Raw genomic sequence first — 21,515 nt, 5'->3', positions numbered from 1 at the left:
GTCATGGCGCGTCGCAGCTCAGCTACGCTTAACCGCATTCTGCAGGCGATACCGGTTCTGATAGGCGTTGTGGTGATCAGCTTCATCCTCACCCGTGCCTTGCCCGGTGACCCAGCAGTGCAATTTGCCGGAGCTGCGGCAACGCCTGAATCCATTGAAGAAGTTCGACGGTCTCTGGGCCTCGACAAACCGTTGCCGGAGCAGTTCCTGATCTATGTAGGAGATCTGCTGCAGGGAGATCTGGGCCAGTCGGTTTCCACCGGCCGGCCGGTTGCGACGGAACTTGCGTCCCGACTGCCGGCCTCGCTCGAATTGACACTGTCCGCCCTGATCCTGTCCTGCCTGATAGCCGTTCCACTCGGCGTTCTGGCAGCGACACGGCCGGGAACCTGGATTGACCAGCTATGCCGGATCCTTGTCACCGCCGGCGTATCTCTGCCGACATTCTTTACCGGCATCGTTCTGATCTACGTTTTCTATTACCTCCTGGGCATCGCTCCGTCGCCCCTCGGCAGGCTCGATTTCATCTATCTTGATCCGCCCAGGATTACCGGGTTCTTCCTGATCGACGCTGCAATTGCCGGAGATTGGGAAACCTGGTTCGGAGCGCTGAAGCAGCTGGTCTTGCCAGCAACGACGCTAGCCCTCTTCACCCTTGCCCCGATCGCGCGCATGACGCGGGCGGCGATGCTGTCTGCACTGGCGGCCGACTATGTCAGGACCGCACGCGCAGCAGGTCTCGGGCCAGGGATGGTGCTTTACGGCTACGCCTTCCGCAACGCCCTGCTTCCGGTCGTGACCACGCTGGGCATGGTGTTTTCCTTTGTGCTTGGGGCGAATGTGCTGGTCGAGAAGGTCTTCGCCTGGCCAGGAATCGGGTCCTATGCGGTCGAGGCGCTTGTGGTTTCCGATTACGCTGCGGTTCAGGGGTTCGTTCTGGCGATGGCATTGCTGTTCGTCATTCTCAACCTGTTGATCGATCTGTCCTATTCGCTGATTGATCCACGTTTCGGGACATCTTCGAAATGAGTGATACGACGTTGCCTCCAACCGTTGCGGAGCGGAAGACCGGCTCCGGTGCTCTGGCCCATACGATCTATGTCCTTCGGGAAAATCCGGTCACGGCCCTGTCTTTCGCCATGTTCGCTTTTTTCATCGGATCAGCAGTGCTCGGACCTGCACTGGTTCCCTACGATCCGCTGCAGACGAATGCGGCAAATGCATTGCAGGCCCCAAGCTGGTCTCATTGGTTCGGAACCGACAATCTTGGCCGCGATGTCTTTTCAAGGGTGATCGTTGCAACGCGCCTTGATCTGATCATCTCGGTGTCCGCTGTCGCGCTTTCCTTCGTCATCGGTTCGGTCCTCGGTGCCGTGGCCGGTTACCGTGGAGGCTGGCTGGATGTAGTGCTCAACCGGTTTCTCGACACCATCATGGCCTTTCCATTGTTCGTGCTGGCCATGGGCATTGTAGCGGCGCTCGGGAATTCGATTTCCAACATCATTCTGGCCACCGCGATCATCAACATTCCGTTCTACGCCCGTCTTGTTCGTGCGGAGGTTAACATCCGGCGGGAAGCCGGCTTCACGCTTGCCGCAAAGCTTGCCGGCAATTCGGATACCAGGGTGCTTGCGTTTCACATATTCCCGAATGCCCTGCCGCCGATGATGGTGCAGGTCTCGCTCAATCTCGGGTGGGCCATTTTGAACGCGGCCGGATTGTCCTTTATCGGCCTTGGTGTTCGTCCGCCCACACCGGAGTGGGGCATCATGGTTGCTGAAGGCGCGAATTTCATCGTGTCCGGCGAGTGGTGGCTGGCGTTGTTTCCGGGGCTCTGGCTGATGCTGGCAGTCTTTACCTTCAACCTGATGGGAGACGGTCTACGCGACATCGTCGACCCGCGTCGCCGGACCTGAGGAGCTTTGCCATGCTGACCATCAAGGATCTCAAAGTTGCCTTCAAGACGCGCCGCGGAGACGTTCAGGCCGTCAAGGGTATCAGCTTCGACCTGGCCAAGGGCGAACGTCTGGGCATAGTCGGGGAAAGCGGATCGGGAAAATCCGTTACATCTTATGCCCTGATGCGCATTCTGGACGCCGGTGGCCGGATCAAATCCGGTGAGGCGGTATATGACGGTATCGATCTCAAACAGGCGGCGGAGCGCGACATGCGTGAAATCCGCGGTCGGGAGATCTCGATGATCTTTCAGAACCCGCGTGCCGCACTCAATCCCATTCGGAAGGTTGGGCACCAGCTTGAGGACGTCCTTCGCCAGCATGGCCGGGCGACCAGGCAAAATGCGAAAGCAAAGGCAATCGAGGCACTGGAGGCGGTGAAGATCAACGAGGCTACTGAGCGTTACGAAGCCTATCCCTTCGAGCTTTCGGGTGGCATGTGCCAGCGCGTCGTGATTGCCATTGCGCTTGCCTGTGACCCCAAGCTTCTCATCGCGGACGAGCCGACCACCGGCCTCGATATCACCACCCAAAAGGCTGTCATGGACCTTGTCGATGATCTTGTTCGGGCGCGCGAAATGTCGTCGATCCTGATTACGCACGATCTCGGCCTGGCGTCCGAATATTGCGACCGCATCGTCGTGATGAAGGACGGTGTCATTGTGGAGGAGGGCAGGCCGGCGGACCTGTTTTCAAACCCTCGACATGCCTATACCAGAAAACTGGTGGACGCGACGCCGCGGCGCGGAGCCAGCATTCGTTCATTGCTGCCGGAAGATCAGCGCGCACCGCTGGCCGCACGGACAATCGGCAATTCTCCGATGATGGAAGTCGTCAACCTGACCAAGACCTACCAGGGCAAATCCGGTCCGGTGTACGCCGTCAAGGGCATCAGCTTCACCATTCGCGAAGGCGAAAGCGTGGGACTGGTCGGCGAATCCGGCTGCGGAAAATCCACCACGTCTTCCATGATCGTGCGACTGCTTGATCCCACGTCGGGCCACCTGCTTTTCAGGGGCGAGGATATTGCCAAGCTCCCGTCGGAGAACTTCTCCCGGCATCCACTGCGGCAGAAAATCCAGATGGTCTTCCAGGATGCGACGGACAGTCTCAATCCCAGACATACCGCCCGTCAGTCGATAGCCGAACCCTTGAAGCGTTTGACAGGATTGAAAGGCGCCCACTTGGGCGAACGGGTGGAAGAGCTGGCCGCATTGACAGGCTTGCCGAGCCATCTTCTTGATCGGTTTCCGCACCAGTTGTCAGGGGGGCAGAAGGCGCGCGTCGGCATAGCCAGGGCAATCGCCCCGGATCCCGATCTCCTGATCCTTGATGAGCCGACTGCCGCTCTGGATGTTTCCATTCAGGCCGTTGTCCTGAACCTGCTTGCAGACCTGCGGGCCCGGCTTGGCATGAGTTACCTTTTCGTCAGCCATGATCTCAATGTCGTGCGTCTGCTGTGCGACCATGTCGTCGTCATGAAGGGCGGCAAAGTTGTTGAGGCGGGAGCCGTCGAGACGGTCATGGACACGCCCCAGAACCCGTACACTCGCGAATTGCTTACGGCTGCGCCCCAGGCACCGGCGCGCAAAACCGCCGCCTAAGATATTTTGGAAGGACTAGACATGATCCGCGAACTTCCCTTCACGCTCGCCGGGCTCCGGCAGGCCTACGCCGAAGGCTTGTCTGTTGAGGCCGTGATCGAAGAAGCCTTCAGGCGGCTTGATGCCATCGGTGACCCGGGAATCTTCATTCACCAGGCACGAGAAACGGCACTTGCTGAGGCCCGTAGTCTTGGCAACCCCGATAGCCGGCCCCTTTGGGGAATTCCCTATGTGGCCAAGGACAATATCGACGTGGCTGGCATGCCGACGACTGCGGCGTGCCCGGATTTCGAGTATTTCGCTGATAGCGATGCTTTTGTCGTTGGACGTCTTCGGCAAGCGGGTGCAATTTGTCTTGGCAAGACCAATCTCGATCAATTCGCGACTGGCCTCGTCGGAGTGAGAACGCCATACCCCGTGCCATTGAACGCGGTGGATCCGGAAATCGTTCCCGGTGGCTCTTCCTCAGGCTCGGCCGTTGCTGTTGCCCACGGGGTCGCGTGTTTCTCGCTGGGAACCGACACGGCAGGGTCCGGGCGTGTGCCTGCTGCCCTCAACGGCATTGTGGGGCTCAAACCAAGCCTGGGCGTTCTGTCCGGCTCAGGTCTGGTCCCTGCGTGCCGGACCCTCGATACGATCTCGATTTTTGCCATGACTGTTGCGGACGCATGGGCCGTATTCGAGACTGCTGCAGGCTACGACCAGGCAGATGCCTATTCCAGGCAGCTGCCGGTCCAGAAACTGTCTGCCAGTCCGGGAACTGTACGGATCGCGGTCCCTGACGATGCTTCACTGAAAACCTTCGGTGACGTGGCTCAGGCGGACCATTTCAGGGCAACGATCGCATCGCTGCGCACGCAGGGGGCCGTTGTGCAGGAAATCGATTTTCAGCCGTTTTACGATGTCGCCAGCCTGCTCTACGAGGGGGCCTGGGTCGCGGAACGTACAGCTGCTGTCGGTAGTCGTCTGATTGATGCGCCGCAGACGCTTCATCCGACGACGCGCGCAATTATCGAACCGGGTCTTTCTTTGACCGCTGTCGACGCATTCCGTGGACTTTACAAGCTGCAGGACCTGCGCCGGATATGTGATGAGCTTTTGGCAGAAACGGACTTCCTCTGCGTTCCGACGATACCGACATTCGTCTCGGTAGAAGAAATTACCGCTGACCCCATTGGCCCGAATTCGGGCCTTGGCACCTACACGAATTTCGTAAACCTTCTAGATCTTTGCGGTATTGCCGTGCCAACAGGTTTGCGACAGGACGGCCGGCCTGGAAGCCTGACCGTTCTGGCCCGCTGCGGTCAGGATGCAGCCGCCGCCGCGCTTGCCGCTACAGTGGAAGCGGGGCCGCTTGGAGCAACGACCTGGGCTCGCCAGAAACCTGCGCTGACCACAAGCGAGATCGCTGCCGGTGAAATAGCTGTTGCGGTCTGCGGCGCCCACATGTCGGGACTGCCGCTAAACAAGGAGCTGATTTCTCACGGCGCACGCTTTGTAAAATCCAGCAAGACAGCACCGGAATACCGTTTCTTTGCACTTGCAGGCGGGCCTCCGAAGCGGCCGGGCCTTGTGCAGGTTGGGGCCGGCTCGGGCGGATCAATCAATGTGGAGGTCTGGGCAATGCCGCTTGAGACCTTCGGCAGTTTCATGACGGGTATTCCGGCTCCGCTGTGCATCGGCACGGTCAAGCTGGAAGACGGAACCGACGTAAAGGGATTTTTGTGTGAAGGACATGCAGTTGAAGGGGCTGTTGAAATCACCGAACTGAGTTCCTGGCGAACCTATCTTTCGTCAGTGGTTGCTTCCGTTTCCCAGCCGGATGTCTCGGACGAGAAGCTGACCGCGCATGCAAGCTGAACTTTTGACATACGAGGGTTCAGTCAGTGCGGGAAATTGAGGGTAGGCGGAATGTTTCTTCTGATTGGTGATTGCCAAGCTCTTCGCAGGCCAGCGTCCCCAGGCGGTGAATAGCGGATTCAAGCGTGTCCGACCAAACGTCGCCGCAACTGATGCGAAGGCAATGTGCATAAAGGCCTGAAGCGGTGAAAAGACTTCCAGGAGCAAAGCAGATGTTTAGATTTAAGGCCTTGTAATAAAGCGCTGTTGTGTCGATGTTTTCGTCCATTTCTACCCACAAGACGAAACCGCCGTCCGGATGTGTGACCCTGGTACCCGCCGGAAAGGACTGTGCAATGGCCCGGCGTGCGCGCGCGACATTGGTTTCCATTCTCCGGGCCATGCGAGACACATGGCGCTCGAAGTCCCGGGATGACAGAAATTCAGCCAAAGCCAGTTGAGGTGCCAACGGGTTGCAGATTGAGGCGGAGAACTTGGCTTTGGTGATTTGGACAATGCGGCCGGGAGCGCGGATCCAGCCGGTTCGGTAGCCTGGGGCGAGGGTTTTCGAGAAAGAGCTGCAATAGAAGATCTCGGTCTCGTGCGGCAGACTGAAAAACGGTGCCGGACGGCATCCGCCAAACCCGAGGCCGCCGTAGGTATCATCTTCGATCAAGGGTGTCTTGTAACGGTCCAGCAGCTTCAGGACAGAACGTTTCACAGGCTCCGGCATCATGGTGCCAAGTGGGTTGGTGAAGCTGGACGACAAGGCAACGGCAATTACGGTTCCCGACTTCAGAGCCAGCTCGAGTGCGGACGGATCGATGCCGTCCCGCGAGGTTGGCAACTCCCAGGCCTTCAGTTTCAGGCGTTCGAGAACCTGCAGCAGTCCGAAATAGGCGGGCGATTCGACGGCAATCGTATCGCCCGGCTGTGTGAGCGTTTGAAGTGCGAGCCCTAAAGCTTCGGTGCAGCCACTCGTAATGACAATTTCTTCCTGGGAAACTGTGCTGCCATGCAGGCACATAAGCTTTGCGATTTCTCTCCTGAGTTCCGGTAAACCCTGAGCAGACCCATAGGCGTTGAGTTGCTGTCCTTTCGAGCGGAGGATGCGTGCCTGCAAGGCGTTCAGCGGCTCTGCGGCCAGCAGAGACGGGGCGGGAATGGCGCAGCCAAGCGGCACATATGCCGGGTTTGACGCATGTTCGAGCATCTCCAGGTAAGGAGCTTGAAACACGACACTGCGGCTGGTCTCGGGTGGCGTTGTTTTACTGGGCTCGATGAGCCTGTGGCTTGCTGGACGGGTGACGAAATAGCCGGACTTTGCCTGTGCCCGGATATAGCCTTTGTCTTCGAGATGGGCATATGCCTGGTTGGCTGTCGACAGGCTAACGGAATAACTGCGCATGGTGCGCCGGAGGGAGGGGAACCTCTCCCCGGGCTTCAAGGTGCCATTGTCGATCAGCTGAGCCAGGGACTGGGCAACGGACTGGTATTTGAACGAAACCATTTCATCTGTATTGGTTCATTTTCGAGTTTTTGTATCTGTTTTGATTTTAGGAGAGATGTCAAACCGGGCCGGACATTTCATCAGTCAGGAGTGCCGGGCATGGCAATGGAACATCCGATCCGTTTCACGGAAAAACTTGCAAGGCTCGAAGGGTTATGGTCGCCTCGCGTCATTGCGGAAATGAACGATTACCAGTTCAAGATCGTCCGCATTCAAGGAGACTTCGTCTGGCATGATCATCCTGAAACGGATGAGGCTTTCATCGTTCTCAAGGGCGAAATCCGCATCGATTTTCGCGACCGCGCCGTCGTACTGGGTGAGGGGGAAATGTACGTCGTTCCGAAGGGCGTCGAGCACAAGCCTTATGCGGAATCGGAAGCCGAGCTGCTGCTGATCGAACCGAAGGGTATTCTCAATACCGGCCATGCGGGCGGAGACAGGACCCAGGAAAACGATCTCTGGATCTGACAAGGTTGTTTGGGCCGGGACTTTTGTGCGTTCCGGCCTGGCCAACGAGGCAGTTCTCGGCGCGCTGTTACTGCCCTGCGGGCCAGATAAATTCGATGCGGATACCACCGGGTTCAGCCAGCATCATGTGCTTGCGTGGGCCTCCGCCGAGAGGCTCCGGCAGAAATTCGATCTCGACTCCCGGCCAGGCCTTCACCTTTTCGGCAATTTCCAGCAGCTTTTCTTCGCTTGAGACTTCAAGGGCCAGATGGTGGAGGCCGATATTGGTTTTCCTGTCGAAGCCCGTCACAGGCCTTGTGCGGTCTGCCTGCCAGAGCGTCAGGCGGGCGGTACCGTCGGAAACGGTTGTTCGCGGGTAGTTGTCATCACGTGCCAGCAGTTGCCAGCCGAGCAGCTCGGTGAAAAAGACGGTGGTCTGGTCTAGATCTCGGACTGTAAGGCCCAGGTGGTTGATGCCTTTGGTGGTCACGGTGGAGTGTCCTTGCTGTGGCGAGTTCAAAATAGGTATAAATGACATGATTGATCGTCAACACACGTCGCTGCTTTTCAAGGTATCGAAACGTGAGCTTGCGCCAGGGCGGGAAAATTCGATTTTCAAACAGCGATTGGGTTGAAGAAATCCGGCCCTTGGGCCTTGAAATAAAATTTCTTCCCAACTATAAGGCGCGCATTCCACACGCAAGGGGCGGAAACCGAGCTTATCGGGGTCCTTCCGGTGGCCGAAGGGAAATCTCTCCGGTCCACATCCTCTTGCGGAGGTCAAACCGGAAAAACTCAGGAGATAAGGGCCATGTCTTTGCCCGATTTCACCATGCGTCAGCTGCTGGAAGCTGGCGTTCACTTTGGTCACCAGAAACACCGTTGGAACCCGCGCATGGGTCAGTACATCTTTGGTGTACGCAACGATGTTCACATCATGGACCTGTCCCAGACCGTTCCGCTTCTGCACCAGGCTCTGAAGGCCGTGTCCGACACGGTTGCCGGCGGTGGCCGCGTTCTGATCGTAGGTACCAAGCGCCAGGCACAGGAATCTGTCGCATCTGCAGCGCGCAACTCCGCTCAGTATTATGTCAACGCACGTTGGCTCGGCGGCATGCTGACGAACTGGAAGACCATCTCCCAGTCCATCCAGCGCCTGCGCAAGCTGGAAGAAACCCTGTCTTCCGACGCTGCCAACGCTCTGACCAAGAAAGAGCGTCTGTTCATGGACCGCGAGCGTGAAAAGCTCGAGCGGAACCTTGGCGGTATCAAGGACATGGGCGGTATTCCGGACCTGATCTTCGTGATCGACACCAACCGCGAAGCCATTGCCATCCAGGAAGCCCGTCGTCTGGGTATTCCGGTTGCCGCGATCCTCGATTCCAACTCCAATCCGGAAGGCATCACCTATCCGGTGCCGGGTAACGACGATGCCGGCCGCGCTCTGTCGCTGTACTGCGACCTGATCGCTCGTGCCGCCATCGACGGTATTTCCCGTGCACAGGGTGCTTCCGGCATGGACATCGGCGCTTCCGAAGAAGCTCCGGTTGAAGAAGTTCTTGCTGAGGCTTCTGAAGAAGCTCCGGCTGAAGCAGCAGCTGCCGAGGCTTAAGCCTCTCCTGCCGCGGTCTGCCGCGGCAGAATACTGTTGAAATTCGCAAGGCGGGCTGCATTTTGTTGCAGCCCCGTCATAAAGGCGCGGAAGGCCATGGGCTAAACCGTGTCTCATCTGAAACCCCCATGCACGAGGCAATCGATGAGCATTACCGCTGCGATGGTAAAAGAGCTCCGCGAGAAATCCGGCGCTGGCATGATGGACTGCAAGACCGCCCTGACTGAAGCAGGCGGTGATATGGAAGCAGCTGTTGACTGGCTGCGCACCAAAGGTCTGGCCAAGGCTGCCAAGAAGGCAGGCCGTGTGGCTGCTGAAGGTCTGGTCGGCGTTGCCGCTGATGGCAACAAGGCTGCCGTGATCGAGCTGAACTCCGAAACCGACTTCGTTGCACGCAACGAAGGGTTCCAGGAGCTGGTCTCCAATGTGGCCAAGGTAGCCGTCGGCACCGATGGTTCCGTTGAAGCCGTTTCCGCTGCAAACCTTGGCGGCAAGCCGGTTGCAGAAGCGATCACCGATGCGATCGCCACGATCGGCGAAAACATGACCCTGCGCCGCACTGCGGTTCTGGCCGTAAACGAAGGCGTTGTCGCGACCTACGTTCACAGTGCTGTTTCCGACGGTCTCGGCAAGATCGGCGTTCTGGTGGCCCTGGAGTCCACTGGTGACAAGGACAAGCTGAATGGCCTTGGCCGTCAGATTGCCATGCACGTTGCTGCAACCAGCCCGCTGTCGCTGAACACCGAAGAACTGGATCCGACCGTTGTCGAACGTGAGAAGTCTGTCTTCTCCGAACAGGCACGCGAATCCGGCAAGCCGGAAAACATCATTGAAAAAATGGTGGAAGGCCGTTTGCGCAAATTCTACGAGGAAGTTACCCTCGTGAAGCAGGCCTTCGTGATCAACCCGGATCAGACGGTTGAGCAGGCCGTAGAGGCGCTCGCTAAAGAAATCGGCGCTGAAGTCAAACTTACCGGCTTTGTCCGCTTCGCAATCGGCGAAGGGATCGAGAAGGAAGAGCAAGACTTCGCCGCAGAGGTGGCAGCAGCCACCGGGCAGTAAGCTCAAGGAAAAGCGCCGGCAAGTCCGGCGCTTTTTTTTTAGAAAGACAATTTCAAAAAGGGTGCACCCATGACGAATTCCTTGCGCTGGAAACGGATCCTTCTGAAACTCTCCGGCGAGGCCCTGATGGGATCGCAGGCTTTTGGAATTGACCCGGCCATCGTGCAAAGGATCGCCAAGGAAATCGCCGACGCAGTGGCTCTTGGAGCTCAGGTCGGTGTTGTCGTCGGGGGAGGGAACATCTTCCGCGGTGTTGCAGTCGCCGCCAAGGGTGGTAACCGCGTCACGGGCGACCACATGGGCATGCTGGCCACCATCATGAACAGCCTGACGCTGGCGGATGCCCTGCGCCGCCTGAAGGTCAATGCCCGTGTTCTGTCCGCCGTATCCGTTCCCTCGATCTGTGAAACCTTTTCGCAGCGTGTCGCTGACCGCTACATGGAAGACGGCGATGTGATCGTCTTTGCAGGGGGCACCGGCAACCCGTTCTTCACCACGGACAGCGGTGCGGCTCTGCGGGCTGCTGAAATGAAGTGCGACGCCTTCCTGAAGGGAACACAGGTGGACGGCGTCTACTCCGAAGACCCCAAGGTCAACCCGAACGCGGAGCGCTATGACACCCTTGGTTATGACGAAATCATAACCCGCAACCTGAAAGTCATGGACACGACGGCCATTGCCCTGGCCCGTGACAATTCCATTCCCGTCATTGTGTTTTCCATTCACTCACCCGGCGCCCTCGTCAGTGTGCTTCAGGAAACCGGCACCTACACTGTCGTGGGTGACTGAAAGTTTTAAGAACCAATCCCGGTTCAAGCTCTTGTGTTTCGGTGCGTTTATGCCATGTTGGCGCGCGCCGAGACTCTATTAAGCCAAGCACAAAACAACAGTGAGGATAAAATGTCGGTAGAAGGTGTGGACCTTGATGATCTGAAGCGCCGCATGCAGGGAGCCTTGTCGGTTCTGAAAACGGAATTTGCCGGACTGCGTACCGGCCGCGCCTCTTCTTCCATGATGGATCCGATTACTGTTGATGCCTATGGCCAGTCCATGCCGATCAACCAGGTAGCCACTGTCTCCGTTCCCGAACCTCGCATGCTGGCTGTTCAGGTCTGGGACAAGAGCATGGTGTCGGCCGTTGAAAAGGCGATTCGAGAATCCAACCTTGGTTTGAACCCGGTTGTAGACGGCATGCTTCTGCGGCTGCCGATTCCCGAGCTGAACCAGGAACGCCGCCAGGAGCTCATCAAGGTGGCCCACAAATACGCCGAACAGGCAAAAGTTGCGATCCGTCACGTCCGCCGCGATGGCATGGACGCTGCCAAGAAGGCCGAAAAAGACGGTGACATTTCCCAGGACGACAGCCGTGTCGCATCCGATGAAGTGCAGAAGCTGACCGACCAGATGATTGCTGAGGTCGACGGCATGCTGGAGAAAAAAGAGCAGGAAATTTCCCAGGTCTGATCGACCTGGGGAGTGTGAGTTGGGGGAGCACATGAGCGTCAGCCCGGACCGCAACCTGCATGCACCTGCTGCGGATGAAACCGGTGCGAAAATGCCCCGTCACGTTGCCTTCATCATGGATGGCAACGGGCGATGGGCAACTGCGCGCGGTTTGCCACGGACAGAGGGACATCGACAGGGGCTTGCCGCGCTGCGCAAGGTGATCCGCCATGCTGGCCGTGTCGGCATCGAAACCATCACGATCTACAGCTTCTCTTCCGAAAACTGGAACCGGCCACAGGCTGAAGTTTCTTTCCTGATGGGGCTGTTGCGCCGTTTCGTGCAGCGCGATCTGAGCGAGCTTCACGAAGCCAATGTGCGTATCCGCATCATCGGCGGGCGCAGTGATCTGGAACCGGGGATTTTGGCGCTTCTGAAAGAAGCCGAAGACCTGACCCGTCACAACACCGGCCTGAACCTGGTCGTTGCGTTCAACTATGGTGCACGGTCGGAAATCGTGCGGGCGGCACAGGAGCTGGCAGCAAAGGTTCAGGCTGGAGACATGCAGCCGGCCGAGATAACCGAAGACGCGATCACGGCGGCGCTGGATACCTCCGGTTTGCCGGATCCCGATCTCATCATCCGCACCAGCGGAGAAATGCGTCTTTCCAATTTCCTGCTGTGGCAGGCCGCCTATTCCGAGTTCTATTTCTGCGATCTTTTCTGGCCGGACTTCGATGAGGCGGCCTTCGACAAGGCTTTGAGCTGTTTCTGCAGCCGTGAGCGCCGGTACGGCGGCCTTGACGCCAAGGCCAACTGACCCCCGGCTTGAGCAATGGCAGAACCACACCAGAACCCGAAAAAACTGTCCGACCTTCGCCTCAGGTTCATTTCGGCACTCGTTCTGGGGCCTCTTGTTCTTCTGATCACCTATCTGGGCAATCTGCCCTTTGCTGCGCTGACGCTGGTCGCGTCCGGACTGTTCCTGTGGGAGTGGTTCACGATCACCGGGACACAGGCAAAGTCACCCAGTTCACTCACCGGGTTTGCAACGCTGTTTGCCATTGGGGTGCTGACCGTAGCCGGACATCCTGACCTTGGTCTCGGGGCCATGGTTGCTGGTGTTTTCATCGCCTATGCGCTTGGTGGTTTCTCCAAGGCTGGACGATGGGCCATCGAAGGGATCCTCTACAGCGGGCTTGCACTGTTCTCGCTGCTTGTACTTCGTGAAGGAAGCAACGGGCTTCTGGTCGCGTTTTTCCTGCTGTTTGTTGTCTGGGCAACCGACATTTTCGCCTATTTTACCGGCCGTGCGTTGGGTGGGCCCAAGCTCTGGCCACGTGTATCACCTAAAAAGACCTGGTCTGGTGCCATTGGCGGGCTGGTGCTCGCCACGGTTTTCGGCGCTGGCGTTGCTTTTGTCGCAAATGCACAGGACCTGATGCTTTGGGCTTTGCTGGCGGCCGGGCTCTCGGTCGTCTCTCAGGCAGGGGACCTACTGGAGTCTGCCATCAAGCGGCGGTTCGACGTCAAGGATTCCAGCAAGCTGATCCCCGGGCATGGCGGCATCATGGACCGGATCGACGGTCTGGTGGCCGCAGCCATTTTCGCCGTGCTGATTGGCCTAGTTGCTGGCGGCAGCCTTGCAGACCCTATTGCCGGCCTCGGTCTGATTTGAATTTGGAGTAACAGGCATGGCAGCTGCCTCTGCAGCCCGCGACCCTGGCGCGAAAACCCGGATAACCGTTCTAGGGGCCACTGGGTCCATCGGCCAGAGCTTGGCGGATCTCATTCAAAGAAATCCGGACAGCTATGAAGTCGTCGCGCTGGTTGCGAACCGGAACGCCGCGGGCCTCGCCGACATGGCAAAAGCGCTAAAGACCGGTTCCGCTATCCTTGCCGAGGAAAGCTGTTATCCGGAGCTCAATGAGCGGCTTGCCGGCAGCGGCATTGCAACGGGAGCCGGTGAGGCTGCCGTTCTGGAAGCGGTCACGCAGGATACGGATATCGTCGTCGGTGCCATTGTAGGGTCAGCTGGATTGAAGCCGACCATGGCCGCGATCCGATCAGGACGCCGCATTGCACTTGCCAACAAGGAATGCCTGGTTTGTGCAGGTGATCTGTTCATGGCCAAGATCCGCGCGACCGAGGCGGAACTCCTGCCCGTCGACAGCGAGCACAATGCCATCTTTCAGGTTTTTGAAACCGACAAGGCCGACATGGTCGAGAAGGTTATTCTGACGGCGTCGGGCGGACCGTTCAGGAGTGTCTCGAAAGCCGACATGGCACGGGTAACACCACAGCAGGCGCTCAAGCATCCGAACTGGGACATGGGCGCACGCATTACGATCGACAGCGCAACGATGATGAACAAGGGCTTCGAGGTTATCGAAGCGTCCCATCTTTTTCCGGTTGCCCACGATCAGCTTGGCGTGCTGGTCCATCCGCAATCGACGGTTCACGGACTTGTGCAATACAAGGATGGATCCCTGCTGGCTCAACTCGGCAGTCCGGACATGCGCACGCCGATCGCCCATTGCCTTGCCTTTCCCCGCCGGATGAACGTTCCGGTGAAACGTCTGGATCTGGCCGAACTCGGTACACTCACTTTTGAAGCCCCGGATCTCGACCGGTTCCCGGCGCTCCGTCTTGCACTGGAAGCCATGCGGGCAGGGGGAATGGCACCGGCTGTGCTTAACGCTGCAGATGAGGTTGCCGTGGACGCATTTCTGAAGGGCCGGATCGGCTTCATGGACATTCCGGCTGCCATTGAAGAGGTGCTGGATGTGATGGGGGCAGGCGGCAAGCTGACGGACGCTGCCGGCGTCGAGGATGTTCTTGCCATCGACGCAGAAGCACGGCAGAAGACTGGTGAATGGATAAGAACGCGGTAATCGGGGTGTCGAAGACCCTGAATTTTTGGTCTCCCACCATTAACACGCCGTAATTTTATTTTTAGTACAATCCTTCAAAACAATCCTAGCTGCGCAGGATCGGACACAGTTCATGGACCTTCTCGTTTCCGCCTATTCCCTGATAGTCGGCACAATCATTCCCTTTCTTTTTGTGCTTACAATCGTCGTCTTCTTCCATGAGCTCGGCCATTTCGCTGTGGCTCGTTGGTGCAACGTAAAGGTGGATGCTTTTTCCGTCGGCTTCGGGCGTGAGCTTTTCGGTTTTAATGACCGGAAGGGAACTCGTTGGAAACTCTGCTGGATTCCACTTGGTGGCTACGTCAAGTTCGCCGGCGATGAAAATGCGGCAAGCGTACCAAGCCGTGAGGCAATTGCGCAGATGAGCGAAGAGGACCGGAAAACGGCTTTCATCGCCAAACCGGTCTGGCAACGCATGGCCGTTGTGGCCGCGGGGCCCATCGCCAACTTCCTTCTCGCGATCGTGATCTTTACCGCGCTCTTCGTAACCTCCGGCAAACAGGGTTTCGAGCCTGTCGTCGAACAGGTTTTTGCGGGCGGTGCAGCCGAACGTGACGGGCTTCTGGCCGGCGATATCGTGAAGGAAATTGACGGCAGGCCTATCCAGACGTTCGGCGAGATGCGTCAGATCGTCCTGATGAACGCCAACACGCCTCTCGTTTTCGAAGTCGAGCGGGGCGGGCAAGACGTCACTTTGACCGTTACGCCCGACGCGAAGGAGAAAGAAGTCTTTTTCGGTGAGAGGCAGGTGGCTGGCGATATCAGCCTTCGCGGCGTGTCCGATCCGTCTCATCTCATTCACATCAAATACGGGCTTGGCGAAGCGGCTCTTGAAGGGACTGCGGAAACCTGGCGCATCATCGAAAGCACGGTCAGCTATATCTGGGGTATCATTTCCCAGCGGCAGTCGGCTGACCAGCTTGGTGGTCCGATCCGCGTGGCCCAGATCTCCGGGCAGGTCGCAGATCTCGGGTTCCTTCCGCTCATTTCTCTGGCGGCCGTACTTTCAGTCAGCATCGGTCTGATCAACCTGGCGCCGGTGCCGATTCTCGACGGTGGACACCTCGTTTACTTCGCTGCAGAAGCCCTGCGTGGCAAACCGCTCAGCGAAAGGGTGCAGGACGTTGGTTTCCGGATCGGTCTGGGACTTGTTCTCATGCTGATGGTGTTCGTCACATGGAAGGATATCATGCGGCTCGTGGGAACCAATTCATGACACCCGTGACATTGACGCAACGTCTTCAGACTAAATCGCTTTCCGCCCGGAAGGGCGGTTGCGTTATCGGTAAAAACCTATAAAACACTCGTCGGTTCCGAGAATCTGCTGGGGTGAGTGCGGATTCTCGGGAGGGGTATTAAAAACAAAGGCATAGCGCAATAATGCAGCGATTGCAGAGACTTACACGGGCCGTACTGTTGGCGGTTGCCGTATTTTCGATCGGGACGGTTTTGCCGAAAGCTTTCGGGCCGGTGTCCCTGGTTTCACAGGCACAGGCAGCGGTGGCCAGAAGCATTGACGTGCGTGGCAATACCCGTGTCGAGGATGAAACCGTTGTCAGTTACATGACCATCGTTCCCGGACGCTCCTACAGCGCGTTCGATGTCGACGAGTCACTGAAGGCGCTCTACGCAACCGGCCTTTTTGCAACGGTCGACATCACCCCGCGTGGCAGCGTTGTCGTTGTGACGGTTACCGAGAACCCGATCATCAACAGGGTCTCTTTCGAAGGTAACCGGAAGATCAAGGACAGCGCGCTGGAAACCGCCGTACGGTCTCAGCCGCGCTCGATGCTGTCCCGTGCCAAGGTTCAGGCTGACGTCCAGAATATTCTTGAAGCTTATCGTCGCTCCGGTCGCTATGGCGCGTCCGTCGAGCCGCAGATCATCGATCGTGGTCAGAACCGTGTCGATCTCGTTTTCGAGATCAACGAAGGTGCGAAGACCGGCGTCGAGCGGATCAGCTTCATCGGCAACTCCGCATTCAGCGACGGCCGCCTGCGCGATGTCATCCGTACACGCGAAAGCGGCCTTCTGAGCTGGCTGCGCAGCACCGACACCTACGATCCGGACCGTTTGGCTGCGGACGAGGAGTTGCTGCGTCAGTACTACAACAAGAAGGGCTATGCGGACTTCCGTATCGTCTCTACCAGCGCAGACCTCGATCGCGAGCAGAACATCTTCTACGTGACCTTCACGGTGGAAGAGGGCGAGAAGTACGAGATTGGCGATGTCGAGATCGTTTCCACGATTGCCGACGTTGATCCGGAAGATCTTCGCCGCCTGATCCGTACCAAGAGTGGTCAGACCTTCAACTCGCTGCGCGTCGAGCAGTCTGTCGAAGACATCACGCTTCGCGTGTCGGAAGAAGGTTATGCCTTTGCTCGTGTCCGTCCGCGTGGTGCTCGTGACTACGACAACAACACGATCTCCCTGATCTACTACATCGAAGAAGGTCCTCGCGCCTACATCGAGCGGATCAACGTGATCGGCAACGACCGTACCCGTGAGTATGTCATTCGCCGCGAGTTCGACATTGCTGAAGGCGATGCGTTCAACCGTGCGCTTGTCGACAAGGCGGAACGGCGTCTGCGCAATCTCGGTTTCTTTGAGAAGGTTTCCATCACGACGCAGCAGGGCAGTGCACCTGATCGCGTGGTCGTGAACGTTCGCGTCGAAGAAAAGCCGACTGGTGAAATCTCCTTCGGTGTCGGTTATTCGACGGTTGACGGTGTCATTGGTGACATTTCGCTGACCGAGAAGAACTTCCTGGGCCGTGGCCAGTTCGTGAAGCTCGCTGTTGGCGGCGGTACGGACACCCAGTCCTACGAGTTCCGTTTCGTTGAACCGTTCTTCATGGGACGCCGTGTTGCCCTTGATCTGGACCTCTATCGCAAGGTGGATGATGCCAACGACTACCGTTCCTTCGATCAGAAGAAGACCGGTGGCGGGTTCGGTTTCACTCTGCCGCTTCGGGAAGATGAGCTGACTGTCCGTCTGTTCTACAACATCTTCCAGGAGAAGAACTCCGATCCGGACAACAACTCGACCAACATCAACAACTGTGACACCGCAAGCCTGTCCCTGGCGGTCTGTGACTCCCTCGGCACCTACCTGACGTCTCTGGTTGGCTACGAGCTGCGTTACAACACGCTCGACCGGATCCTGGATCCCTCCGACGGTATCTATGCTTCCTTCGGTCAGGAAATTGCTGGTCTGGGTGGCGACAGCTTCTACATCAAGACCGAAGCTCAGGCTCGCGCCTACAAGGAAATTCTGGCTGACTACGGTCTGATCGGTAGCCTGTCGGTGCGTGGTGGTAACATCATGGCCCTTGGTGATGAGCGTCTGCGTGTGTCCGAACAGTTCATGCTTGGCGGCACTCTCGTTCGTGGCTTTGAGAACCAGGGTATCGGCCCGCGTGACGCAACGACCGAAGACGCTATCGGTGGTCGGTTCTACTTCGCGGCAACTGCCGAAACCCGGTTCCCGTTCCCGGTCATCCCGAAGGAATTCGGCCTGAGTGGTGCAGTGTTTGCCGATGCCGGTTCGCTGTGGGATGCAGACAGCAGCCTGGTGAACCTGGTGGAAACCAACGGTGGCCAGATCGACTCGAACGACTTCAACGTTCGTGCGTCGGTTGGTGCAGGTATCCGCTGGAACTCTCCGTTCGGACCTCTGCGGGCAGACTTTGCTTACCCGATCGTCAAAGATGACTCCGACAAAACGCAGATTTTCCGGTTGAGCGGCGGTACGCGCTTCTAAACTGCGGTCACATAGGATAAAAAACGGCCGCCGACACGTTCGGCGGCCGTTTTTGTTGGCTGGCAAGAAGGATAACATCATGTCCGAGCCAAAATTTTTTGAATCTCCGGCTCCGGTCTCTCTTTCAGACATCGCAACGTGGGCGGAAGCTGAGATCGCTCGCGGCGAACCTACCCTGGAAATAACAGGTGTAGCGCCATTGGAAGATGCCACGCCCGGCGCTCTGGTGTTCTTCGACAACACCGCTTACCTGAAACAACTGGACGGGACCACGGCAGCTGCATGCCTGGTCAACCGGAAACACAAGGACAAGGTGCCGGAGGGCGTTGCTGTTCTTGTATGTTCAGATGCCTATCGCTCCTGGGCGAAGGTTCTCGCCAAACTTTATCCTGCAGCCATGGTGCCGGTAGAACCTGGCGCCGCAGTCATTTCAGAACGGGCTGTAATCGATCCGGCTGCGTCACTGGAAGACAATGTCACGGTCGAACCTGGTGTCGTGATCGGTGCGGGGGCAGAGATTGGTGCAGGCACTGTGATCCGGGCCAACGCTGTCATCGGACAGGGCGTCAAGATTGGCCGGGACTGTGTGATCGGTTCGAATTGCACGGTTCAGCACACCGTGCTTGGCAACCGCGTCTATATGCATCCTGGTGTTTGCTGCGGTCAGGATGGCTTTGGCTATGCGATGGGGCCGATGGGTCATCTCAAGGTGCCCCAGGTTGGCCGCGTGATCATTCAGGACGACGTTGAAATCGGCGCCAACACCACCATCGATCGTGGCGCAAACCGGGATACCATCATCGGCGAAGGCACGAAGATCGATAACCAGGTTCAGATTGGCCACAATGTCGTGGTCGGACGTCACTGCGTGATCGTTTCTCAGGTCGGTCTTTCCGGAAGCTGCACGCTCGAGGATTTCGTCGCCATTGGCGGGCAAACCGGCGTGCGTGGTCATGTAACGATCGGCATGGGGTCGCAGGTGGCCGCGGTGAGCGTAGTCAACGATGATTTGCCTGCCGGGGGACGCTACGGCGGCACGCCCGCAAAGCCGGTCAAACAGTGGTTTCGTGAAGTCGCTGCCGTCAGAAAGCTTGCAGAGCGTGGCGGCGGATCGTAAACGGAATACAAACAGGACTTTGCGGCGGTAATTCGCCAAGGGGTATTATATGGAAGACGCAGAAAACAAAACACTTGCCAGCGCAGACATCATGCGGATCATGAAGCTGCTGCCGCACAGGTATCCTTTTCTTCTGATCGACAAGATCATCGAGATGGATGGGGACAACAGCTGCATCGGCATCAAGAACGTCACCATCAACGAACCGCACTTCACCGGACATTTTCCGGAGCGGCCCGTTTTCCCGGGTGTTCTTCTGATCGAAGCCATGGCACAGACAGCCGGGGCCCTTTGCGTTCATGCCCGTGGTGACGATGCGCCGCCGCAGCTTGTCTATTTCATGACCATCGACAAGGCGAAGTTCCGCCGGCCTGTTGAGCCTGGTGATCAGGTTCATTTCCACGTCAAGAAGATCAAGCAACGCTCCAACATCTGGAAGTTCGACGCCGTTGCCAAGGTAGATGGCAACAAGGTCGCAGAAGCTGAAGTCAGCGCCATGCTGGTAGATGCGTGAGGAAATATGACTGACATACATCCAACGGCCATAGTCGAAGACGGGGCCGTAATCGGCGAGGGCGTTCGAATCGGGCCTTATTCTACAGTTGGCCCGAACGTGAAACTTGCTGACGGAGTTATCCTGGAGTCGCATGTCGTCGTCACGGGCCACACGAGTGTGGGTGCCAAAACGCATATCTTTCCCTTCGCCAGCATTGGTCACAAGCCACAAGATCTCAAGTTCGCGGGTGAAGTGAGCTTTCTGGAAATCGGCGCCAACAATCAGATCCGTGAACATGTCACCATGAGCCCCGGTACGGAAGGTGGCGGTGGCTATACCAGGGTCGGTGACAATTGCCTGTTCATGATGAGCTCGCATGTCGGCCACGATTGTCAGGTCGGCAATCACGCAATTCTGGCGAACAACGCCACGCTTGCAGGTCACGTCGAGCTTGACGACTTCGTCATTCTGGGCGGCTTGAGTGCGGTCCGGCAATGGTCTCGCGTTGGAACCGGTGCGATCGTCGGCGGAATGACCGGGGTCGAATTCGACGTCATTCCCTATGGTTCAGTGATTGGTGACCGCGCACGTCTTGCCGGTCTCAATCTGGTTGGTCTCAAGCGCAAGGGCTTGCCTCGGGAGCAGATCCACGCTTTGCGGGCAGCTTATCGCGCGCTGTTTGAGAGCTCCGAAGGAACCTTGCGCAGCCGGGCGGAAGCTGTTGCTGCAGAAGGTGCCGATCAGCCCCTGGTCAAGACGGTTACCGACTTCATCCTTGAAAAGGTAGACCGCCGGTTCTGCACACCGCGCAGCGAAGACTGACGGATGAACGGGGCAGATACGGGACTGAAGCCACGCCTTGCCCTGATCGCAGGCAATGGCAGTCTGCCCTGTCAGATCGCTGAAGCGCTCGACAGCGCCGGACGTGAATTCAGGATTATCGCCATCAAGGGCGAGGCTGATGAACGCACGCGGGCGCAGGCCGATACCGAACTCGGCTGGGGTGAAATCGGCCGGCTTTACAAATTTCTGAAAAAGACCGGGTGTCGGGACGTGCTTCTGATCGGAGGTGTCTCCAGGCGCCCTGATTTCACGTCCATACTTGGCGATTTGGGTACCTTGAAGCGATTGCCGACGATTATCCGGGCACTGGCCGGCGGTGATGACAGTCTGTTGACCAAGGTGATCCGGCTGTTTGAAGTTGAGGGGTATCGCGTTGTGGGGATCAAGGATGTGGCGCCGCAACTGCTTGCCTCAAGTGGTGTGCTTGGCAAAGTTCAGCCGAACCAGGGAGACTGGCGGGACGCTGAGCTGGCCTTGCGGGCGACGGAAAAGCTCGGTGAACTCGATATCGGTCAGGCGGCGATTGCTGTTGGTGGGCGGGTCGTTGCGCTTGAGGGGGCAGAAGGGACCGACGCCATGCTTCAGCGCTGCGCGGAGCTCAAGCGCATTGGCAGGATCCGTTCCAAAGGCCGCGCGGGTGTCTTGGTAAAGACAGCAAAGCCGAACCAGGATTTGCGGGTGGATCTTCCAACCGTCGGCCCCATGACTATTGACCTCGCAGCTGCAGCAGGCCTTGCCGGCATTGCAGTTGAGGCGAGTGGCGCACTGATCGCGGAAAAGGAAGAGACGCTCAAGAAGGCGGATAACGCCGGCCTTTTTGTCATCGGTATAGAGCACGGCACCAGGTTCGGGGTCACCTCAAAGGGACAATCGGACGAGCGTTCGTGATGAC

20 protein-coding genes are annotated in these 21,515 nt (G+C 57.9%); 18 read left to right on the top strand and 2 right to left on the bottom strand.

All coding sequences use genetic code 11. From position 1 onward, the window contains the following. The first annotated feature begins 3 nt into the window (after window positions 1-3). From ACYQ6M_RS15085 to atzF, 4 genes are read left to right on the top strand one after another with little or no spacing between them, the layout of a single operon-like run. On the top strand, window positions 4-1,029 hold the full coding sequence (locus ACYQ6M_RS15085; protein WP_022998448.1) for an ABC transporter permease: 1,026 nt from the start codon (window positions 4-6) through the stop codon (window positions 1,027-1,029). After that, complete coding sequence (locus ACYQ6M_RS15080) at window positions 1,026-1,916, top strand: ABC transporter permease (RefSeq protein ID WP_022998449.1); 891 nt, start codon at window positions 1,026-1,028, stop codon at window positions 1,914-1,916. The genes ACYQ6M_RS15085 and ACYQ6M_RS15080 overlap by 4 nt, the downstream gene beginning before the upstream one ends. An 11-nt stretch (window positions 1,917-1,927) precedes the next feature. Next, window positions 1,928-3,559, top strand: coding sequence for a dipeptide ABC transporter ATP-binding protein (locus ACYQ6M_RS15075; RefSeq protein ID WP_460074490.1), 1,632 nt, complete (start codon window positions 1,928-1,930; stop codon window positions 3,557-3,559). A 21-nt stretch (window positions 3,560-3,580) separates the two neighbouring features. Next, window positions 3,581-5,419: an allophanate hydrolase gene (atzF, locus tag ACYQ6M_RS15070; protein ID WP_460074488.1), complete on the top strand. Its 1,839-nt coding sequence runs from the start codon at window positions 3,581-3,583 to the stop codon at window positions 5,417-5,419. Window positions 5,420-5,438: 19 nt separating this feature from the next. On the opposite strand, the gene ACYQ6M_RS15065 is transcribed toward atzF, so the two are convergent. Continuing rightward, window positions 5,439-6,908, bottom strand: a complete 1,470-nt coding sequence (locus ACYQ6M_RS15065) for an aminotransferase-like domain-containing protein (protein WP_460074486.1) — start codon at window positions 6,906-6,908, stop codon at window positions 5,439-5,441. Window positions 6,909-7,013: 105 nt separating this feature from the next. On the opposite strand from ACYQ6M_RS15065, the gene ACYQ6M_RS15060 reads away from it, so the two are divergent. Further along, a complete protein-coding gene (locus ACYQ6M_RS15060) occupies window positions 7,014-7,376 on the top strand; it encodes a cupin domain-containing protein (protein ID WP_460074640.1) in 363 nt (120 codons plus the stop codon). A gap of 67 nt (window positions 7,377-7,443) precedes the next feature. On the opposite strand, the gene ACYQ6M_RS15055 is transcribed toward ACYQ6M_RS15060, so the two are convergent. Then, entirely contained in the window at window positions 7,444-7,845 is a 402-nt protein-coding gene (locus tag ACYQ6M_RS15055; RefSeq protein WP_460074484.1) for a VOC family protein, read from the bottom strand. Between the two features lie 321 nt (window positions 7,846-8,166). Between ACYQ6M_RS15055 and rpsB the strand changes: the two genes are divergently transcribed. The 13 genes from rpsB to ACYQ6M_RS14990 all read left to right on the top strand — a co-directional run bounded on the left by rpsB (window position 8,167) and on the right by ACYQ6M_RS14990 (window position 21,511). Further along, entirely contained in the window at window positions 8,167-8,967 is an 801-nt protein-coding gene (rpsB, locus tag ACYQ6M_RS15050) for a 30S ribosomal protein S2 (protein WP_031268422.1), read from the top strand. Window positions 8,968-9,111: 144 nt separating this feature from the next. Beyond that, complete coding sequence (tsf, locus tag ACYQ6M_RS15045; RefSeq protein WP_062488667.1) at window positions 9,112-10,029, top strand: translation elongation factor Ts; 918 nt, start codon at window positions 9,112-9,114, stop codon at window positions 10,027-10,029. 69 nt (window positions 10,030-10,098) lie between these two features. Continuing rightward, window positions 10,099-10,818 carry a UMP kinase gene (gene pyrH / locus ACYQ6M_RS15040; RefSeq protein WP_022998459.1) on the top strand — a complete coding sequence of 240 codons (720 nt, stop codon included), beginning with the start codon at window positions 10,099-10,101 and terminating at the stop codon, window positions 10,816-10,818. A 111-nt stretch (window positions 10,819-10,929) separates the two neighbouring features. After that, window positions 10,930-11,493, top strand: a complete 564-nt coding sequence (gene frr, locus ACYQ6M_RS15035; protein WP_022998460.1) for a ribosome recycling factor — start codon at window positions 10,930-10,932, stop codon at window positions 11,491-11,493. 31 nt (window positions 11,494-11,524) lie between these two features. After that, on the top strand, window positions 11,525-12,292 hold the full coding sequence (locus ACYQ6M_RS15030; protein ID WP_370200109.1) for an isoprenyl transferase: 768 nt from the start codon (window positions 11,525-11,527) through the stop codon (window positions 12,290-12,292). Between the two features lie 15 nt (window positions 12,293-12,307). Continuing rightward, complete coding sequence (locus ACYQ6M_RS15025; RefSeq protein WP_460074480.1) at window positions 12,308-13,150, top strand: phosphatidate cytidylyltransferase; 843 nt, start codon at window positions 12,308-12,310, stop codon at window positions 13,148-13,150. Window positions 13,151-13,166: 16 nt separating this feature from the next. Continuing rightward, window positions 13,167-14,366 (top strand): 1-deoxy-D-xylulose-5-phosphate reductoisomerase, encoded by a 1,200-nt coding sequence (locus ACYQ6M_RS15020; RefSeq protein WP_460074478.1) that lies wholly within the window; start codon window positions 13,167-13,169, stop codon window positions 14,364-14,366. A gap of 112 nt (window positions 14,367-14,478) precedes the next feature. Further along, entirely contained in the window at window positions 14,479-15,621 is a 1,143-nt protein-coding gene (gene rseP / locus ACYQ6M_RS15015; RefSeq protein WP_055654491.1) for an RIP metalloprotease RseP, read from the top strand. Between the two features lie 302 nt (window positions 15,622-15,923). After that, a complete protein-coding gene (gene bamA, locus ACYQ6M_RS15010; protein WP_416384140.1) occupies window positions 15,924-18,167 on the top strand; it encodes an outer membrane protein assembly factor BamA in 2,244 nt (747 codons plus the stop codon). Window positions 18,168-18,246: 79 nt separating this feature from the next. Further along, on the top strand, window positions 18,247-19,284 hold the full coding sequence (lpxD, locus tag ACYQ6M_RS15005) for a UDP-3-O-(3-hydroxymyristoyl)glucosamine N-acyltransferase (RefSeq protein WP_055656567.1): 1,038 nt from the start codon (window positions 18,247-18,249) through the stop codon (window positions 19,282-19,284). A 49-nt stretch (window positions 19,285-19,333) separates the two neighbouring features. Further along, entirely contained in the window at window positions 19,334-19,798 is a 465-nt protein-coding gene (gene fabZ, locus ACYQ6M_RS15000) for a 3-hydroxyacyl-ACP dehydratase FabZ (protein ID WP_022998467.1), read from the top strand. 6 nt (window positions 19,799-19,804) lie between these two features. Then, on the top strand, window positions 19,805-20,602 hold the full coding sequence (gene lpxA, locus ACYQ6M_RS14995; protein ID WP_460074475.1) for an acyl-ACP--UDP-N-acetylglucosamine O-acyltransferase: 798 nt from the start codon (window positions 19,805-19,807) through the stop codon (window positions 20,600-20,602). Between the two features lie 3 nt (window positions 20,603-20,605). Then, complete coding sequence (locus tag ACYQ6M_RS14990) at window positions 20,606-21,511, top strand: LpxI family protein (RefSeq protein WP_460074473.1); 906 nt, start codon at window positions 20,606-20,608, stop codon at window positions 21,509-21,511. Window positions 21,512-21,515 lie beyond the last annotated feature (4 nt).

It is taken from the genome of Roseibium sp. ROS1 (genome assembly GCF_054658215.1).
Note: the sequence above shows the minus strand (reverse complement) of the source record. Positions and strands in the feature narration are given on the sequence as shown.

Coding starts and splice junctions, on each gene's coding strand:
- ACYQ6M_RS15085 (WP_022998448.1), top strand. CDS start 4: ATGGCGCGTCGCAGCTCAGCTACGCTTAACCGCATTCTGCAGGCGATA.
- ACYQ6M_RS15080 (WP_022998449.1), top strand. CDS start 1,026: ATGAGTGATACGACGTTGCCTCCAACCGTTGCGGAGCGGAAGACCGGC.
- ACYQ6M_RS15075 (WP_460074490.1), top strand. CDS start 1,928: ATGCTGACCATCAAGGATCTCAAAGTTGCCTTCAAGACGCGCCGCGGA.
- atzF (WP_460074488.1), top strand. CDS start 3,581: ATGATCCGCGAACTTCCCTTCACGCTCGCCGGGCTCCGGCAGGCCTAC.
- ACYQ6M_RS15065 (WP_460074486.1), bottom strand. CDS start 6,908: ATGGTTTCGTTCAAATACCAGTCCGTTGCCCAGTCCCTGGCTCAGCTG.
- ACYQ6M_RS15060 (WP_460074640.1), top strand. CDS start 7,014: ATGGAACATCCGATCCGTTTCACGGAAAAACTTGCAAGGCTCGAAGGG.
- rpsB (WP_031268422.1), top strand. CDS start 8,167: ATGTCTTTGCCCGATTTCACCATGCGTCAGCTGCTGGAAGCTGGCGTT.
- tsf (WP_062488667.1), top strand. CDS start 9,112: ATGAGCATTACCGCTGCGATGGTAAAAGAGCTCCGCGAGAAATCCGGC.
- pyrH (WP_022998459.1), top strand. CDS start 10,099: ATGACGAATTCCTTGCGCTGGAAACGGATCCTTCTGAAACTCTCCGGC.
- frr (WP_022998460.1), top strand. CDS start 10,930: ATGTCGGTAGAAGGTGTGGACCTTGATGATCTGAAGCGCCGCATGCAG.
- ACYQ6M_RS15030 (WP_370200109.1), top strand. CDS start 11,525: ATGAGCGTCAGCCCGGACCGCAACCTGCATGCACCTGCTGCGGATGAA.
- ACYQ6M_RS15025 (WP_460074480.1), top strand. CDS start 12,308: ATGGCAGAACCACACCAGAACCCGAAAAAACTGTCCGACCTTCGCCTC.
- ACYQ6M_RS15020 (WP_460074478.1), top strand. CDS start 13,167: ATGGCAGCTGCCTCTGCAGCCCGCGACCCTGGCGCGAAAACCCGGATA.
- rseP (WP_055654491.1), top strand. CDS start 14,479: ATGGACCTTCTCGTTTCCGCCTATTCCCTGATAGTCGGCACAATCATT.
- lpxD (WP_055656567.1), top strand. CDS start 18,247: ATGTCCGAGCCAAAATTTTTTGAATCTCCGGCTCCGGTCTCTCTTTCA.
- fabZ (WP_022998467.1), top strand. CDS start 19,334: ATGGAAGACGCAGAAAACAAAACACTTGCCAGCGCAGACATCATGCGG.
- lpxA (WP_460074475.1), top strand. CDS start 19,805: ATGACTGACATACATCCAACGGCCATAGTCGAAGACGGGGCCGTAATC.
- ACYQ6M_RS14990 (WP_460074473.1), top strand. CDS start 20,606: ATGAACGGGGCAGATACGGGACTGAAGCCACGCCTTGCCCTGATCGCA.